Annotated in this window: 15 protein-coding genes; 8 read left to right on the forward strand and 7 right to left on the reverse strand. The window is 45.4% G+C overall.

Annotated elements, in window-relative coordinates; translation table 11 throughout:
• The first annotated feature begins 18 nt into the window (after nucleotides 1-18).
• Together OCV56_RS09945 and OCV56_RS09950 are read left to right on the forward strand one after the other, a co-directional pair.
• Nucleotides 19-315 carry a YciI family protein gene (locus OCV56_RS09945; RefSeq protein WP_004741234.1) on the forward strand — a complete coding sequence of 99 codons (297 nt, stop codon included), beginning with the start codon at nucleotides 19-21 and terminating at the stop codon, nucleotides 313-315.
• A 1-nt stretch (nucleotide 316) separates the two neighbouring features.
• Nucleotides 317-712, forward strand: a complete 396-nt coding sequence (locus OCV56_RS09950) for a GspS/AspS pilotin family protein (protein WP_086713648.1) — start codon at nucleotides 317-319, stop codon at nucleotides 710-712.
• A gap of 78 nt (nucleotides 713-790) precedes the next feature.
• Here the strand turns inward: OCV56_RS09950 and metE are convergent, their stop codons facing one another.
• Nucleotides 791-3142: a 5-methyltetrahydropteroyltriglutamate--homocysteine S-methyltransferase gene (metE, locus tag OCV56_RS09955; RefSeq protein ID WP_086713649.1), complete on the reverse strand. Its 2352-nt coding sequence runs from the start codon at nucleotides 3140-3142 to the stop codon at nucleotides 791-793.
• A 281-nt stretch (nucleotides 3143-3423) separates the two neighbouring features.
• Here metE and OCV56_RS09960 point away from each other — a divergent pair, with 281 nt between their 5' ends.
• Nucleotides 3424-4335: a LysR substrate-binding domain-containing protein gene (locus OCV56_RS09960; RefSeq protein WP_086713650.1), complete on the forward strand. Its 912-nt coding sequence runs from the start codon at nucleotides 3424-3426 to the stop codon at nucleotides 4333-4335.
• 139 nt (nucleotides 4336-4474) lie between these two features.
• On the opposite strand, the gene OCV56_RS09965 is transcribed toward OCV56_RS09960, so the two are convergent.
• Nucleotides 4475-4675, reverse strand: coding sequence for a DUF4250 domain-containing protein (locus tag OCV56_RS09965; protein WP_004741624.1), 201 nt, complete (start codon nucleotides 4673-4675; stop codon nucleotides 4475-4477).
• Between the two features lie 112 nt (nucleotides 4676-4787).
• Entirely contained in the window at nucleotides 4788-5468 is a 681-nt protein-coding gene (locus OCV56_RS09970) for a hypothetical protein (RefSeq protein WP_086713651.1), read from the reverse strand.
• Between the two features lie 237 nt (nucleotides 5469-5705).
• Here OCV56_RS09970 and OCV56_RS09975 point away from each other — a divergent pair, with 237 nt between their 5' ends.
• Nucleotides 5706-8096 carry a YgiQ family radical SAM protein gene (locus OCV56_RS09975; protein WP_086713652.1) on the forward strand — a complete coding sequence of 797 codons (2391 nt, stop codon included), beginning with the start codon at nucleotides 5706-5708 and terminating at the stop codon, nucleotides 8094-8096.
• Between the two features lie 119 nt (nucleotides 8097-8215).
• On the opposite strand, the gene OCV56_RS09980 is transcribed toward OCV56_RS09975, so the two are convergent.
• The 3 genes from OCV56_RS09980 to OCV56_RS09990 are packed head-to-tail and all read right to left on the reverse strand — an operon-like array spanning nucleotide 8216 to nucleotide 11152.
• On the reverse strand, nucleotides 8216-8680 hold the full coding sequence (locus OCV56_RS09980) for a GtrA family protein (protein WP_086713653.1): 465 nt from the start codon (nucleotides 8678-8680) through the stop codon (nucleotides 8216-8218).
• Nucleotides 8667-10136, reverse strand: a complete 1470-nt coding sequence (locus OCV56_RS09985; RefSeq protein ID WP_086713654.1) for an ArnT family glycosyltransferase — start codon at nucleotides 10134-10136, stop codon at nucleotides 8667-8669. Before OCV56_RS09985 ends, OCV56_RS09980 begins: the two co-directional genes overlap by 14 nt.
• On the reverse strand, nucleotides 10133-11152 hold the full coding sequence (locus OCV56_RS09990; protein WP_086713655.1) for a glycosyltransferase family 2 protein: 1020 nt from the start codon (nucleotides 11150-11152) through the stop codon (nucleotides 10133-10135). Before OCV56_RS09990 ends, OCV56_RS09985 begins: the two co-directional genes overlap by 4 nt.
• A 125-nt stretch (nucleotides 11153-11277) precedes the next feature.
• Between OCV56_RS09990 and OCV56_RS09995 the strand changes: the two genes are divergently transcribed.
• The 4 genes from OCV56_RS09995 (at nucleotide 11278) to OCV56_RS10010 (ending at nucleotide 15230) form a co-directional block, all read left to right on the forward strand.
• Nucleotides 11278-11955, forward strand: a complete 678-nt coding sequence (locus OCV56_RS09995) for a response regulator transcription factor (protein WP_086713656.1) — start codon at nucleotides 11278-11280, stop codon at nucleotides 11953-11955.
• A complete protein-coding gene (locus OCV56_RS10000; protein ID WP_086713657.1) occupies nucleotides 11952-13250 on the forward strand; it encodes a sensor histidine kinase in 1299 nt (432 codons plus the stop codon). The genes OCV56_RS09995 and OCV56_RS10000 overlap by 4 nt, the downstream gene beginning before the upstream one ends.
• Nucleotides 13251-13342: 92 nt before the next feature.
• Nucleotides 13343-14290 carry a pyridoxal-phosphate dependent enzyme gene (locus tag OCV56_RS10005; RefSeq protein ID WP_086713658.1) on the forward strand — a complete coding sequence of 316 codons (948 nt, stop codon included), beginning with the start codon at nucleotides 13343-13345 and terminating at the stop codon, nucleotides 14288-14290.
• A gap of 202 nt (nucleotides 14291-14492) precedes the next feature.
• The gene (locus OCV56_RS10010) at nucleotides 14493-15230 is read left to right on the forward strand and encodes a dienelactone hydrolase family protein (protein ID WP_086713659.1); all 738 of its coding nucleotides are present in this window, start codon (nucleotides 14493-14495) and stop codon (nucleotides 15228-15230) included.
• Between the two features lie 78 nt (nucleotides 15231-15308).
• Here the strand turns inward: OCV56_RS10010 and OCV56_RS10015 are convergent, their stop codons facing one another.
• Nucleotides 15309-16562, reverse strand: coding sequence for a D-amino acid dehydrogenase (locus tag OCV56_RS10015; RefSeq protein WP_086713660.1), 1254 nt, complete (start codon nucleotides 16560-16562; stop codon nucleotides 15309-15311).
• Between the last annotated feature and the right edge of the window lie 240 nt (nucleotides 16563-16802).

The raw sequence follows: 16802 nt of genomic DNA on the forward strand, positions 1-16802 counted from the left end.
AAATAAGGATATCTCAATATGTGGTACGTGATTTTTTCTCAAGACGTCGAAAATTCATTAGAAAAGCGCCTAAGTGTTCGCCCACAACATCTAGAACGCCTACAAACACTTCACGATGAAGGCCGACTTTTGACAGCAGGTCCAATGCCAGCCATTGATTCGGATAACCCTGGCGAAGCTGGTTTCACAGGTTCTACTGTAATTGCTGAGTTTAACTCTTTAGAAGATGCACAGGCATGGGCAGACGCAGACCCGTACATTGACGCAGGCGTTTACCAAAATGTCATCGTAAAACCATTCAAGAAAGTATTTTAACGTGAAAAAATGGATTATTGGCTCACTGGCAGCAGCCCTGCTTGCAGGCTGTGCTTCAAGTGAGCAAGACCAACAAAGACAACTCGAGATGATGGCGCAGCACCGTGCTGGCGTTTTATCTGCAGGCCTGCCGATTGAGTATGGCCCACTGTCAATTATGCGAGTTCTGGCGAAAAACACCGTGATTGAAATCATGATGATTTACAACCAAGATGCTAAAGGCGCTAAGCCTTTAAACCAAGTTGTAGATATGAGCGTGAATAGCTACTGCACCAACTCAGAAGTAAGAGCAAACCTAGATATGGGCTTGGCTTACAACATCAAGATTCGCAACACACGCGGACAACTGATGGTCGAGAAGCTTATCAGCAAAGATACGTGTCAGACCGACAGCTAGATTCGAACAAGTATATAATCAGAAGGCCTCGCATTTGCGAGGCCTTTTTTTATTAAGCAATCAAAATCCTAGACTGAATTATGCCTCAGCGGATTCCCACTCTTTTCGTAACGTCTTAGTTGCAGAAACAAGATTAGTCAATGCCGCTTCCGTCTCTGCCCAGTTACGAGTTTTAAGACCACAATCTGGGTTTACCCATAAACGCTCTGCTGGGATTTTCTCTGCCGCTTTCTTAAGTAAATCAATAATCCACTCTTGTGATGGGATGTTTGGTGAATGGATATCGTAAACACCTGGGCCTATCGCATTCGGGTAGTTGAACTCTTCAAACGCTTTCAGCAGTTCCATGTTCGAACGAGACGTCTCAATCGTAATAACATCAGCGTCTAGTGCAGCCACAGAATCAATGATTTCGTTAAATTCGCTGTAACACATGTGAGTATGAATCTGAGTCTCTGGCTGAGCACTCGCCGCAGAGATCTTAAAAGCATCTACCGCCCACTCTAAATATTCTGCATGGTCACGCTTTTTAAGTGGCAGACCTTCACGAATAGCAGGTTCATCGATTTGAATAATGTTGATTCCTGCATCTTGCAAATCTGACACTTCATCTCGCAGCGCAAACGCCAGTTGGTTGGTGATCTCTTTACGTGAGATGTCTTCACGTGGGAATGTCCAACATAAGATAGTAACAGGGCCTGTCAGCATCCCTTTCATCTGTTTTGAAGTCAGAGATTGCGCATAGGTCGACCATTCCACCGTCATCGGTTTTTCACGCTCAATGTCCGCTATCACAATCGCAGGTTTCACGCAGCGAGAGCCGTAACTTTGTACCCAACCAAACTTAGTGGTTTGGAAACCGGCTAAATTTTCTGCAAAGTATTCCACCATGTCGTTACGTTCCGCTTCACCATGCACCAACACATCTAAATCGAGAGCTTCTTGGCGTTTCACCGCATCCGCGATGTGACCTTTTAGTGCGGTGGTGTATTCCGCTTCGCTCAACTTTCCGGTTCGATAAGCGCTTCGTTGAACTCGGATCTCCCCTGTTTGTGGGAAAGAGCCAATAGTAGTCGTTGGCAGTCGTGGTAAGCCCAACACCTCTGATTGATGCGCGGCGCGTTCTGCATAAGGTGCACTACGTTCTGCTAATGCTTTAGTGATTGTATTAATACGAGCCTGCACCTTCGGCTTGTTTACGTGAGTCGCGCTCTTGCGAGCAACAATCGGCTGGCTATAAGTCTCACACGCTAAAATGGCATTTTGATCGCCGTCTAGCGCCGCACCCAATAAGCTAACCTCTGTGACTTTCTGTTTCGCGAAAGCAAACCAGCTTTTCACTTCTTCGCTAAGCGAATCTTCTAGCTCTAAATCAACCGGACTGTGCAGCAACGAACATGAGCTTGCCACCCAAAGTTTGTCACCCAACTTCTCTTTCACGGGTTGCAGTTTCGCTAACTGAGTAGCCAAGTCTGCTCGCCAAACATTGCGTCCGTTGATGACACCTGCAGACAGAACCCACTCTTCCGGTAATTGACTCACGACTTCATCGAACTGTTGTGGCGCAGCGGCTAAGTCGATATGTAAACCATTCACTGGCAGTTTGACGATTTTGTCTAAGGTGTCTGTCACCGAATCAAAGTAAGTGGTCAATAGCAGCTTCACGTCACCTTGAATCACTTGATAAGCCAACTTGAATGAATCAGCCCACTGTTTTTCAAGCTCAAGCGACAGGATAGGCTCATCGATTTGCACCCACTCAACACCTAACTTGGACAGTTTAGCCAAAATCGCTTGGTAGGCAGTAAGAAGACGAGGCAACAAAGTTAAACGGTCAAAGCCCTCTTCCACTTCTTTGCCTAGGTACAAGTAAGACAGCGGGCCAAGAAGGACAGGCTTAACTTTGTGTCCTGCTTTTATCGCTTCGTTCACTTCATCAAACAGTTGCGGCCAGCTCACTTCAAACGAATCATCTTTACTGAACTCCGGAACAATGTAGTGATAGTTAGTATTGAACCACTTGGTCATGTCAGATGCCGCAGCACCATCTTTGGCACTTTCTAAACCATGTTTCCCGCCACAACAGGTTGGCTGCTTTTGAGATTGAGATTGCCCGCGACCAACACGGAACAAGGTATCTAAGTCTGGGAAGGCTTTCTCTTCTTCAGATCCACCAGCGTGACGTTTTGGCACATGACCTAAAAGCAAAGTCGTTGTTAACACATGGTCGTACCATGCGAAGTCACCCGCAGTTGCAAAGCTTAGATTCGCTTCGGCTTGTACATTCCAGTTACGATTTCTCAGTTCGCTGCCGAGCTGTTTAAGCTGTGATTGGTCAATCTCGCCACGCCAGTACTTCTCTAGTGTGAATTTCAGTTCGCGTTTTTCACCGATGCGTGGGTAGCCAAGAATATGCGTTGTCGTGGTCATGAACCTGTTCCTTATTCAATAATTATTAGTATCTTTTCAGACTGCCTGTTGAAAATTGCGCTGTCTCAACAAGGCGTCTGGATGGCTAAACTATCTACCGAATCTGAATAATGAACAACGTCCAAATATTCATCTTGTTTATTAAAAATATTCATCTTGAATAAACCAAAGATGAGGAACTTAAATCCATCTGGACATCTAGACGTTTACAAATGATAAAAAACCCCGTAGGGTGATTATTAAGAAATATTGAATTGGCTTAGGGAATATGAGGAATACTCATGATAGAGCTTAAACACCTTCGAACATTGACCACCTTGAGAGACAGCGGCTCATTGACAGCAACCGCAACCTCTCTTCATCTGACGCAGTCGGCACTTTCTCACCAATTGAAAGACCTTGAGGCGCGTATTGGCGGTCAGCTTTTCCTGCGTAAAACTAGGCCAGTTAAATTCACCTCTGAAGGTGAGATCTTGCTTAAGCTAGCCGATGAGATACAGCCAAGAATCGCTAAAGCAGAGAACGAACTCGCAAGCCTGAAAGAGGATGTGAATGGTCGTTTGCACATGGCGATCGAGTGTCACTCATGTTTCCAATGGTTAATGCCCGCTTTGAAGGAGTACCAAGTTGCTTGGCCAAGCGTGACACTAGATTTTTCATCAGGCTTTGGTTTTGAACCCTTACCCGCATTAATGGCTGGTGAATTAGACTTGGTGATCACCTCAGATATTCAGCCACGTTCAGAGGTTCACTATGAGCCACTCTTTGATTTCGAGATGCGTTTGATCACTGCAATTAACTCGCCTTTGGCTGATAAGCCAAGCGTTGATCCGCAAGATCTTAGCGATCTCACTATGCTCTCCTACCCTGTTCAAAAGCAGCGCTTGGATGTAGTGAAGCACTTTTTACAACCTGCTGGCATTGAACCGAAGAAGTGGAAGCAGGCGGACAATACATTGATGTTGGTACAAATGGTATCGGCAGGATTAGGTGTCGCGGCATTGCCAAATTGGGCGATCAGTGAGTTTTCAAGACAAGGCTTAATCGCCAGTAAGCCTTTAGGCAAAGGGCTTTCAAGAAGACTGTTTGCAGCGGTAAGAAACTCAGAAAAAGACAAGCGTTACCTGCAAGCTTTCTTTAGTACAGCAAGGCAGCAGAGTAAGAGTCACCTTGATGGCATTGAGGTCGTTTAACAATAACCATCGGCAGTTAACTCGGCTTACGCCAAGCGCAAAAGACAAATGTCAAAAACAAAAAAAGTCACAGATTATCTGTGACTTTTTAGTTTCAGTACCGATGATTATCGACATCTGTTGATTCGCGAAAAATAGACTATCTTGCGTAAGATTTAAACTGGTTAGTCAGTGGGTCGTATTGATAGCCAAGCATATCCAGCTTACCGACGACACTTTCTATATCCATCTCATACATGCTAATGAGCTCTTCAAAACTGTCGCACTCTAAGCGCAGTTTTTCATTCACTATTCCCAGCAAGATAATGCTATCCAGACTTTTAACGTTGCTTAAATCCATCTCGTACTCCTTACGAACACACTGACTAGATTAAGTTTAGGACGCTTACTAAGGTCACGCTAAAAAACAGATCACACTTCTTAAATCAGATACGTGGTTACCATACCCAAAGTTACAGTGCCCAAACTGGCGTTAAACCAACGGCGGCCGCTAACAACATCAACAATGAAACCGTAAGTTGAAGCTTTTCAGGTGTCTTAACAAACAGTAGATGCCAACACCACACCACGATAGAAGAGATCAACAAAGCAAAGCTAAATAGCAAGGTGGAAATTACTGGCTCTAACTGAGCTTCAGAGAGTGAGTAAACGTTCACGACTGTCGCCAGTACCACCAACATTCCCGTCAATACACCCACCACAGGCAAAACACGGTGGAACGCTTGCAAACGCGTTCTTGCAATCGTCAGCAGTAAATGGCTAAACGCCGCACCCAATAATACCACCAACAGCAGAGTCGTAATGATACCGACTGTCGTTGCTTGCTCAGTCGCTTGAATAGCAACGTACGACAACGCCAAACCACACGCCAAATACATTACCCAGATAGGGCCAGAATCACGAGTCTTCTTGGTTTGAACTTGAGAATAGAAATAAAAGATCGCGAACACGACCAGAAATGCTTCAATTTTCACTGAGGCAACCGCCAGCCACAGCACGCCAATTGCTGGCAACATCTTGTGAATACGGCCACGTTGTCCTGGACAAATATCCCCTTTCACCAAGATGAGAGTTAAGATCAGTTGGGCTCCTAAAAGCATCGGAGCAAATTGTACTAATAACGTTTCGACCATTGTGGATCTACTTCTTCAGACTTATTTTCGCGAATAATATCAAAAACTGCTACGAACACTAATCAAAATCACAAATTAGCGACGTTATTCAAGGCTTCAACTATGCTGTTGTATGGTTCTTTTACTGCTTTTAAAAGCGATATAGGGAAAGACACCAGAACTAACAGGGGCATGTTCTACTGGCTAGTCAGGGCGCATGCCGCTATAATTCCCGCCTCAAAAATCAGAGGTCGAAATATGTACAGCGATATCACTCCTATTCATGAACACAAAAAATACTGGGCCGAGTGCTACGGAACTGCACCCTTTTTGCCTACCAGTAGAAAGGAGATGGATGCTCTTGGATGGGATAGCTGTGACATTATTATTGTAACTGGTGACGCGTATGTCGATCACCCGAGCTTTGGTATGGCTATCATTGGCCGTCTTCTTGAAGCTCAAGGTTTCCGCGTTGGTATTATTGCGCAACCTAAGTGGGACAATAAAGATGCCTTTATGAAGCTAGGTAAACCTAACCTATTCTTCGGCATTACAGCGGGTAACATGGACTCCATGATCAACCGCTACACCTCTGATCGCAAATTACGTCACGATGATGCTTACACGCCAAATAACGAAGGTGGTAAGCGTCCTGACCGTGCAACTCTAGTTTATTCTCAGCGTTGTCGTGAAGCCTACAAAGGCACGCCAATCGTTCTTGGTGGTATTGAAGCGAGCTTGCGCCGTGTTGCGCACTACGACTACTGGTCAGATAAAGTTCGTCGCTCTGTATTGTTTGATGCGAAAGCAGACATCCTTCTTTTTGGTAACGCTGAGCGTGCACTGGTTGAAGTAGCACACCGCATTGCTGATGGCGAAGACATGTCAACGCTGACAGACATCCGTGGTACAGCAATCAATCTTGCTGCAGCGCCTGAAGGCTTCAAAATCATCGACTCTTCTCGTATCGAAAAGCCGAACAAAGCTTACGTACCGGTGAACCCGTACGAAGTGGAAACGCAATGTGATACTAAGAAAGATGAGAAAGAAGAAGTCAAAGCACAGCCAATTACTGTTCGCCCTTCTCGTCATGATGCAAAGACAACTGCAGTTCGTATTCCAGCTTACGAAAAGCTAAACAACGACCGTATTCTTTACGCTCACGCTAGCCGTATCTTGCACCTAGAGACAAACCCGTATTCAGGTCGTGCTTTGATTCAACGTCACGGTGACCGTGAACTTTGGGTTAACCAAGCACCCATCCCATTGACGACTGAAGAGATGGATTACGTGTTTGGCCTTGCTTACAAGCGTGTTCCTCACCCTATGTACGGCAAAGCGAAGATTCCTGCATACGACATGATCAAAACCTCGGTGAACATCATGCGCGGTTGTTTTGGTGGTTGTTCTTTCTGTTCAATCACAGAGCACGAAGGTCGTATCATTCAGAACCGTTCAAAAGAATCTATCTTGGATGAAATCGAAGACATTAAAGATAAAGTACCTGGCTTTACCGGTACTATTTCTGACTTGGGTGGCCCAACGGCGAACATGTACCGTTTAGGTTGTTCAGATCCGAAAGCAGAAATTAACTGTCGTCGCCCATCATGTGTTTTCCCGAAAATCTGTGAAAAGCTAAACACAGACCACCAACACACGATTGACCTATACCGCTCAGCAAGAAAAGTACCGGGAGTTAAGAAAATCATGATCGCTTCTGGTGTTCGTTACGACTTAGCGATTGAATCTCCAGAATACGTACGTGAGCTTGTGACTCACCACGTAGGCGGTTACTTGAAGATTGCTCCAGAGCATACTGAAAAAGGCCCACTGGATCTGATGATGAAACCGGGAATGGGCACTTACGATCGTTTCAAAGAGATGTTCGAAAAGTACAGCGCTGAAGCCGGTAAGAAACAGTACCTAATTCCTTACTTCATCTCCGCTCACCCGGGCACAGAAGATGAAGACATGCTTAACCTTGCAATGTGGCTTAAAAAGCACAACTACGAGTGTGACCAAGTACAGAACTTCTACCCATCGCCAATGTGTAATGCAACGTCGATGTACTACTCAGAGACTAACCCTCTGAAGCGCGTGAAATATAAGAAGCGTGAAGATGTGCCAGTGCCTAAAGGTGACCGTCAACGTCGTCTGCATAAAGCACTGCTTCGTTACCACGATCCTGAAAACTGGAAGATCATCCGTGAAGCTCTGATCAGCATGGGTAAACAGCACTTGATCGGTGATAAAGCAAACTGCCTAGTACCAGCAGAAGACTTTGATGCACAAACACCAGCACAACGTCGTAAGTCTGGTCGTCACGGTTCACAGCGCTTTGCTACTAAGCACAGCAAGTCTCAACCGGGTTTAGGTGGTGAGAAGCCACGTAACCACTCTGGTAAGAAGCCAGGTGTCAAGAAACCGAATGCTAACGGCAACAGCCAAGGCAATGCTAACCAAGGTAACGGAAAGCAAAACGGTGGCGGTAATGGCAACGCTCGTAAACCAGCGACTGGCTTCATTAAGAAAGCTCCTGGTGGTCAATCACAAGGCAATGGCGGCGGAAACCGCAACAAAGCGGGTAATGGTCAAGGTGGCAAACCTGCTGGCAACGGAAAGAATCGCCAACGCGCGACACAACGCTAATATTGTGAGCCAATAACTTAATAGTAATGAAATAAAAAGCGCAGCTATTTAGCTGCGCTTTTTAATGTCTGTTATCAATGATTAATCAGGTTTCACTTGGCTATATGATTACAAGCAGTTTAACGAGTAAAGACCCAATATTGACTAAACAGGTAGTTAGTCACCATACCGACCAATATACCAACTGCCATTGCGATAAACACAGCGCCAGTAAACACTGGCAGTAGTTCTGCCATCAACTTAAAGCACAGTAGATTAGGTACCGCTGATATCGATGCGGAGAACATGAATTTTTGCCACTGAATCAGTTTATCAGACCAACTACCCTTCCCCTTGAACCCAAAAGTCAGCACGCGATTACCAAACCACGTTGTCGTTGCAGCAGCAATGAACGAGCCTATTCTCGCCGTCATTAAAGGCAAACCAACAATGTAATGCAGCAAGGCGAATACCGCACAATCAACAACAAACCCACCAGCACCAACCACAGCAAATCGAACCATCTTGTGATGGGATTGGAGCTTTTGACTGTGTGCCTGAAGCTTGTTGTTGACCATTTGCAGTCCTGAGTTAACGCTGAACATCACTTTCACTTCGAATGTGGCTCAACGACAAATTTGGTTTGATATTTTGGCTATGACAGCTAAACAAAGCACGCTTTATTTTCACCGTTGGTTCCAAAATACAAGTTAACGCGTTGTCTTTAATCTTGGTTTCTACTTCTGCTCTTTTACCAATCAAGTAGAACTTGTCGATGCCATCTAGTTGCTCGATATCGAGCAGTTTCTTTGCTTGCCCATGGCTATAAAATTGACCTGAGAATGGTCGCTTACCCACATAGAAGCTTGGCGCAGAATCCGTAATCTGTTCAAAGATGATGCGGTCACTCTTCTCGTTCGCCTTACCTAGGTTTAGGTAAACCATCGCAATCATCAGCAACACTGGCAGAACTAAGGCCACGCTGGAGAACCACTTCTTATCTTTTTCCACTACGAGTATAGCAACCAACAAACCAAGAGCAGGAATACCTGGTAACACGTAAGCAGGAAGAATATTGCCCGCCATAGTGAAAAGAATCAAAGGTGAAATCAACCAACACACAAGGAAGGAAAACAACCCGCTATTCTCAGCGTTAATTTCTGCAATTCTCTTACGTCGAGCAAATGCCAATATCGGCAATACAATCGACCAAGGCGCAGCGGCTTGAATCCAGAAGACCCAGATCATGCCTCGTGTTTCATCATGAGCAGATCCATAAAGATCCCCCTCCCAGCCACTCACAACAAAACGCTTAAAATGTTCGCCAACAATAAAGTAATCAATGAAACCCGGTGTCGCCATCTCTGCCATGATGTACCAAGGCAAAGCGATAGCTAACATCACACCTAAACCAGACAACAATGGGAAACGTTGCCACAGCACTTTAAAAGCACCAAAGAAACCGTGTTGTAAGACCAACCAAGGGAATACTGCGATACCCATGATGACAATCGCTACTGGCCCTTTTGCAAGTAAGCCTAATGCCAAACCAATAAAGCCAACGTAACCCCAGTATCTATTAGTCTTCGCACTCCCTTCACCCTTCCAACACAGGTAGAAGCCTAGCATGGCAATAGTCATCGCTAAGGTTAACGCAATGTCTGTCATCACAGCACCCGCAGCGATAGAAAAAATACCGCATGTCGCCAATACAACGGCTGCAACTAAAGCGCTTTGTCCTGTTCGCTTCGCCATGTAAGCCGTCAGCAAAATTGTTACTACACCCGCTAACCAATGAGGAGCTCGAACGGCAAATTCACTTAGGCCGAACAACTCAATACCGGCAGCACTCATCCATGTAAACAGCGGCGGCTTACCCCAGAAAGGAATACCATAATCAAACTGCGGCGTTAGCCAATTACCCGTTTCCACCATTAGACGAGCCATTTCACCGTAGCGTGCTTCGGTGGTGTCCATTAATGGGTAGGTTGCCAAAGATAAAAGCCTTAAAACCAATGCAAAAGCCAACAAATACCATAGGTGCGTTCTGTTCAGGCTCATGCTGACTCCTCTAATTTAAAATGTGTTTTTAACGCAGGTGTATCAACCACAGACTGGATCAGATACAAAGGGCGATTCTTGGTTTCGATAAAAATACGACCTATGTATTCCCCCATTAAACCAATACTCAGAAGTTGAATGCCGCCGAGGGCAAGCTGTACAACCATCATTGATGGGTAACCGGAGATTGGCTCACCAAACATCAAGGTTTTGAACACAATGACCATCCCATAAACAAAAGCCGTTAAGGCAACGAGGCCACCAACTGCTGTCGCAATGCGCAGCGGTCGGATAGAGAACGAGGTGATGCCATCCATCGCCAAGCCAATCAGCTTCAAGTAGTTCCACTTGGTCTCGCCACAAAAGCGAGCGTCACGCTTAAACTGAATCGTCGCTTGTCTGAACCCCGGCCATGAGAAAATGCCTTTCATGTAACGATTACGTTCAGGAAGCTGGTTGATATGGTCGACGACTTCACGGCTCAACAGTCTGAAGTCACCCACATTTTCAGGAACATCGATCTTTGCTGCCACATTCATGACTTTGTAGAAGCTTGCCGCTGAAAACTTCTTGAACCAGGTTTCACCGTCACGTTGACTGCGCTGCATGTTGACGACGTCATAGCCTTCGCGCCATTTGGCAACCATTTGTGGAATAAGCTCCGGCGGATCTTGCAGGTCTGCATCTAACAGGATCACCGCTTGTCCGCGGCAATGCTCGAGGCCAGCGCTCATGGCTGACTCTTTACCAAAATTTCGACTTAAACCAATCACAGAGATTGAGCTATTAATTGAAGTGAATGAGCTCACTAAGTCCAAGCTGTTGTCTTTGCTACCATCATCGACATAAACGATCTCGCTGGTGATGGGTAAGCTATCGAGAACTTTAGTTAGGCGAGAGTGAAACTCTTCCAACACCTCTTGTTCATCGTAAAATGGCACAATGATAGACAGAGATACCGCAGGGTTAATCTGCGAAGTAGACATCTTAGGGCGGCTAATATGAAGTTCAGACATAATACAATCTTCTATTTTCTAATCTGGAGCCAATCTACCCTCCCATAAGTGAAAGTTATGTTATTGACATATTTTTCACGCTCACTCAGGATAATGTTACTGCCTATTTCTGTATGAGAATCAAAATGAAACGAGTTCTATTAGTCGAAGATAACCGTGAGATTGCAGGTGTCTTGTTTGATTACTTTGAGTGTATTGGTATGGAACTCGATTATGCGGACAACGGCGAACTGGGCCTGCAACTCGCAATGGAAAACTCATTTGATATCATCATATTAGATCTAATGCTGCCGAGAATGGATGGCCTAACCGTTTGTAATAAACTGCGAGACCAAGGCAACGCAACACCCATTTTGATGCTCACGGCACTGGATAGCCGCGAAGACATGTTAAAAGGCTTTGACCACGGTGCAGATGACTACCTCACCAAGCCTTTTGACTTGGATATTCTAGAAGCGAAAATGAACGCGTTGGTTCGTCGTTACCGCGGAAAAGTCGCCTCTTCTAAACTTCAGTTCGATGAACTCACCATCGATCAAAAGACACGCAAAGCGTACCGCCAAGACAAATTACTTGCACTGAACCCAACCACTTACACCATACTTGAGATGCTGTGCCAAAACGCACCTGAAGTGGTTACTCGCGAAGATATCTCATACAAGCTATGGGAAGAAGACGAACCAAACAACGATGTGTTACGCAGCCACATCTATCAACTGCGCAATCAACTCGACAAGCCTTTCGACACCCAGATGTTGATTACTGTGCCTAAAGTTGGATTCCGTTTGGAGTCGTCGAATTGATCTTAAATGTTCTCACAAGCACCAAATCCTTGACGGGCCGCCTAGCGCTTTTCTTTGGGTTAATGGCCGTGATTGTGTCGGCATTCGTCTATGTGGTTTTTGTCGCCGCACTGTACTTATCAGAAGACCGAGTCGGTGAAAGACGTATCCTGATTGACCGCAACTACGCCGTTGGTTTATTCCAAGCAGGTGAGAGTGGCGAGTTAAGAATTGATGACCTTACCATTGCTTACAACGACCCTTCGTTCATACCTCCGGAGTACCAAAAGTACATTGAAGGCAAAGAGAGCTTTGTTGGCGAGGTAGGTGAAGAACCCGAATCACGAATGGTGTATGTAGGTGAGTATTCTGACAAGGGTCAAACCCATCCAATCATCCTACTTTCCGAGATCGACCGTGTCGAGTTTGACATTTACGAGCTGGTTTATGCGACCACCTTTGTACTTACCCTACTCTCTATTCTGATTTTTAGCTTTGGTGCTCTGCTCTATCGATTATCTAAACGACTGATTGAACCCTTCAATTCTATCTCCGAGCAACTTGAATCAAATAAGTTAAACCTCAATGAAGAATTTAGTGTAAGTGATGATGCCGCGGTTGAGTTTCGTCAGCTAACTGACCAACTCAATCAGTATCGAAGAGAAATCAATTCCTTGCTCAAGCGCGAACAGGCGTTTGCTCGTTACTCAAGTCACGAATTAAGAACGCCGTTAACCGTCGCTCGTGGCGCAAATAAATTGCTACTAAGAAGTGAAACCACCGAGTTTCAATCTCGCCAAATTGAGCGCATTGATGAAGCCATTGTGCAGATGTCAGAGATGGTCGACGCCCTGCTTGGTCTGGTTCGTTATGAAAGAAACAGCGACGATGCACCGTTACGTTTGTTTAGCCAGCAAGAGCTAGAAACTATCGTTTCTAAAAATTCGTTGCAGGCAGACGAGAAAGACGTCGAGGTAGCCTTACAACTAAAATCAGAACCAACCATTCAAGCTACCAGCGCGATCATGAATATGTTGGTCGGAAACCTGTTGAGAAACGCCATTGCAGCAACTAATAGCGGTACAGTAACTGTCACCCTTTCTCAAGACAGTCTTGTTATTGAAGACCAAGGCGAAGGCCTGCAAGAACAATACAACCCAAATGGACACGGGCTGGGGTTATTGATTGTCGATGATTTGTGTCAACGCTTTCATTGGGGTTTTGAATTGTTCAATCGCAGCTGTGGTGGATGCACTGCCAAGATTACTTTTCAAGAAGATTCATCCGCGTCAATATCGAACCAAAACTTGATTTAGTTGGTTTACAGCCGCTTCTGGCTGCTAGATACTTGTTTGTCCTATTTGATTTAAAAATGCTGGCTCTTTAGTCAGCATTTTGTTTAAGTGCGATGAAACTAAATAATAGCCCTGTAACTCAGCATCAATACAACGACCACACCTTTTTCTTAAAGCGTGACGATCAGCTTCACTCCCACTTTTGTGGCAATAAAGCGCGCAAATTTATGAAGCTGTTGGAAGACGAGCACCCAGAAACCACAACCTTGATCAGCTACGGCTCAGCGCAAGCAAACTCTCTGTTCTCGCTCGCTGCGTTGGCAAAGATTAAAGGTTGGACGCTGGAATTTTACGTCGACCACCTACCTCAATGGTTACAAGATCGCCCAATCGGCAATTACCGTGGTGCCATTGACCTAGGCGCTAAAGTCATTTCAGTCAAAGAAACAGGCTCAGAACTTCATCCACAAGAGTATATTGATCAAGTGAGACAACCAGACTCACAGTGCATCGTGTTACCTGAGGGGGGGCGCTCTCAACTTTCCGAATATGGCGTAAAGCAACTGGCAATGGAAATACTGAGCTGGACGCGCTTTGAAAACCAACACGATTTTGTGGTCGCACTCCCCGCAGGGACAGGCAGCACTGCTCTCTATCTTCATAAGCATTTAAAGCTGCACAACATCCCAGTATTAACCTGTGCTTGTGTTGGTGGCAGCGACTATTTAACGCAGCAATTTAATGAACTAGGTGAAACCGATCATCCACAGATCTTATCACTCGAAACCAAACACCACTTTGGAAAATTGTACCAACAGGATTATCACACTTGGTTGGATCTACAAGAGCAAACCGACATCGAGTTTGACCTGCTGTATGACCCATTAATGTGGCAATGTTTAGAACAATGGCAGGCAGATAACCAAACCAAAACCATCATCTATATCCATCAAGGCGGCATCTTAGGAAACGAATCGATGTTACCGCGCTACCAACGCAAGTATCCTGATATCAGAACAAGTCGTTGTAACAGTGATAGCAACACCACCCCCACTTGGTAATGGTTTAAATCTCCTAAACTTGTTATCCGAACAATCACAGTGACGGGTTACTGTGATTGCTTCCTTCCGTTTAAGCTTCTTTCCATTTAGGACTGCCCCCTTCTTGTTTCACTCATCAAAGCCAAGCTGACAATCTAGCGAGAATCATAACGTTATCTATACTTTCCATTGGATTGCCACTCGTCATCTGAAGGAATAACGTATGCGAACACTCACTACGCTAGGTCTGTTTTCGGTTTTACTTCCCTTTTCAGCACTGTCTGGAGAAAACGTCATCTACCAGGTTGAAGACATGGAATATGAAGGTTATTGGAGTGAAGCCAGCGATCAAGCGCCCTTAGTACTTTTAATACACGATTGGGATGGTTTGACCGACTACGAGAAGAAGCGCTCTGAGATGCTCAACGAACTCGGTTACAACGTGTTTGCTATCGACCTGTTTGGAAAAGACATTCGCCCAACAGAAGTGAAAGATAAAAAGCAACACACAGGCGAGTTGTATAAAGACCGAGAAAAAATGCGCGCACTCCTCAATGCAGGAGCCTTGGAAGCACAAAGGCTTGGCGGTAACTTAGATAACAATGTGATGATGGGTTACTGTTTTGGTGGTGCTGCCGTATTGGAAGCCGCGAGAGCAGGAGTTCCATCCAAAGCTTATGTCACCTTCCACGGTGGTCTATCGACACCGAAAGGACAAGACTACTCACAAACCAAAGCGCCAGTTGTCGTGTTCCATGGAACGGCTGACGCCATGATATCAATGCAGGATTTTGGCAGCCTTGCCACTGAACTGGAGTCAGCCAAAGTACCCCATGAGATGATCACCTACAGCGGAGCCCCTCATGCGTTCACTGTGTTTGGTTCCAATAATTACCAAAATGAAGCTGACCAAAAATCGTGGCAGCGATTCACTCATATATTAGAGACCACCACCAGATAAACTGAAACACTAAAACCTAGTTAGCCCATGCTTATAACTAAGCATGGGCAAATTCGTCTGTACACGTTTTTTGATGAGTTACATGTATCGGTGAATACTCAAGTCGTCTGATTGAATATCGCTATTAGAGCCACTAACCATACTCGCTAGCAACTTTCCTGAACCACACGCCATCGTCCACCCCAACGTACCATGACCAGTATTGGTAAACAGATTCTTAATTGGCGTCTTGCCGATAATGGGCGTGCCATCTGGCGTCATTGGCCTCAACCCAGTCCAGTACTCTGCCTTGGAAAAGTCCCCCGCCTGCGGGAACAGGTCTTTTATCACCATATCAATCGTCGCTTTGCGTTTTTCAGGAATCAGGTAATTGAAACCAGCAAGCTCAGCCGTCCCAGCAATACGAATTCGATCATCAAAACGCGTCATCGCCACCTTATAGGTTTCATCCATAACGGTTGATGTTGGTGACTTATCCGCACTCACGATTGGCAATGTCAAAGAGTAGCCCTTCACTGGATAAACAGGAATCGACAAGTCGGCTTGTTTCAGCAGATCTCGAGAATAACTTCCCGAAGCCACCACGTAAGCGTCCGCTCTGAACTCTCCTTGAGTCGTGGTAATGCTCTGAATATCTTGATTTTTACGGTTCAGCTTGAGAACTTCCGTATCAAACACAAACTGAACACCAAGCGCCTTAGCTTTCTCGGTCAGAGCTAAACAGAATTGATGACAATCTCCAGTTTCATCATGAGGTAAATATAAACCACCCACCATCTTGTCTTTCACGTCAGCTAATCCCGGTTCAACCGACAGGCACTGATCAACACCAAACAGCGAGTGTTCGATGCCGCTTTCTGTTAGTAGCTTCATATCCTGCTGAATCACGTCCAGTTGTTTCTCGCTTCTGAATACCTGTAAGGTACCTTTCTGCCTGCCCTCATAAGCCAAATTCTCACTGGTTCGAAGGTGGGTTAGACAGTCTCGGCTGTAGTTTGCCACTCTCAACATGCGCGACTTATTCACGGCGTATTTAGCTTCGTTACAGTTAGCGAGCATCTTAGTCGCCCAGGCTACCAACTCTGGAGAAAGGGATGGCTTAACTTTCAAGGGAGCATGTTCTTGGGTGAGCCATTTCATCGCTTTCAACGGAATACCCGGCGCTGCCCAAGGTGAAGAATAGCCATAAGAAATTTGCCCGGCGTTCGCAAAACTGGTCTCTTTACCACTGCTATCCTGGCGGTCGATAACCGTTACTGAGTGGCCCTCTTTCGCCAGATACCAAGCACTGGTCAAGCCAATAACACCACTGCCAATTACAATAACTTCCATTCTATATTCCCCTGCACTCGCCACATCAGCCGAGCCTTACTGCCTGTTTGAAACTTCTGTCGTTAATAGTTTGTAACGTATTCATCAAGCGTTGACTTAACAATTCAACATGTGTTGATAAAAAGTCAATTTAGTCGTAAATCGGGAGAATGAGTTTTGGAAGTGTGATGTTGAAGGGCTTCAGAGCACAAGACATTGCGTGGCCCCAAAGGGTAACGACACCCAATAAATAAGTTCATT

The organism is Vibrio gigantis (genome assembly GCF_024347515.1).
In the GTDB taxonomy this organism is placed as follows: domain Bacteria; phylum Pseudomonadota; class Gammaproteobacteria; order Enterobacterales; family Vibrionaceae; genus Vibrio; species Vibrio gigantis.

Excerpts from the sequence above, each read along its gene's own strand:
- OCV56_RS09945 (WP_004741234.1), top strand. The coding sequence starts at position 19 with ATGTGGTACGTGATTTTTTCTCAAGACGTCGAAAATTCATTAGAAAAG.
- metE (WP_086713649.1), bottom strand. The coding sequence starts at position 3,142 with ATGACCACGACAACGCATATTCTTGGCTACCCACGCATCGGTGAAAAA.
- OCV56_RS09960 (WP_086713650.1), top strand. The coding sequence starts at position 3,424 with ATGATAGAGCTTAAACACCTTCGAACATTGACCACCTTGAGAGACAGC.
- OCV56_RS09965 (WP_004741624.1), bottom strand. The coding sequence starts at position 4,675 with ATGGATTTAAGCAACGTTAAAAGTCTGGATAGCATTATCTTGCTGGGA.
- OCV56_RS09970 (WP_086713651.1), bottom strand. The coding sequence starts at position 5,468 with ATGGTCGAAACGTTATTAGTACAATTTGCTCCGATGCTTTTAGGAGCC.
- OCV56_RS09975 (WP_086713652.1), top strand. The coding sequence starts at position 5,706 with ATGTACAGCGATATCACTCCTATTCATGAACACAAAAAATACTGGGCC.
- OCV56_RS09980 (WP_086713653.1), bottom strand. The coding sequence starts at position 8,680 with ATGTTCAGCGTTAACTCAGGACTGCAAATGGTCAACAACAAGCTTCAG.
- OCV56_RS09985 (WP_086713654.1), bottom strand. The coding sequence starts at position 10,136 with ATGAGCCTGAACAGAACGCACCTATGGTATTTGTTGGCTTTTGCATTG.
- OCV56_RS09990 (WP_086713655.1), bottom strand. The coding sequence starts at position 11,152 with ATGTCTGAACTTCATATTAGCCGCCCTAAGATGTCTACTTCGCAGATT.
- OCV56_RS09995 (WP_086713656.1), top strand. The coding sequence starts at position 11,278 with ATGAAACGAGTTCTATTAGTCGAAGATAACCGTGAGATTGCAGGTGTC.
- OCV56_RS10005 (WP_086713658.1), top strand. The coding sequence starts at position 13,343 with ATGAAACTAAATAATAGCCCTGTAACTCAGCATCAATACAACGACCAC.
- OCV56_RS10010 (WP_086713659.1), top strand. The coding sequence starts at position 14,493 with ATGCGAACACTCACTACGCTAGGTCTGTTTTCGGTTTTACTTCCCTTT.
- OCV56_RS10015 (WP_086713660.1), bottom strand. The coding sequence starts at position 16,562 with ATGGAAGTTATTGTAATTGGCAGTGGTGTTATTGGCTTGACCAGTGCT.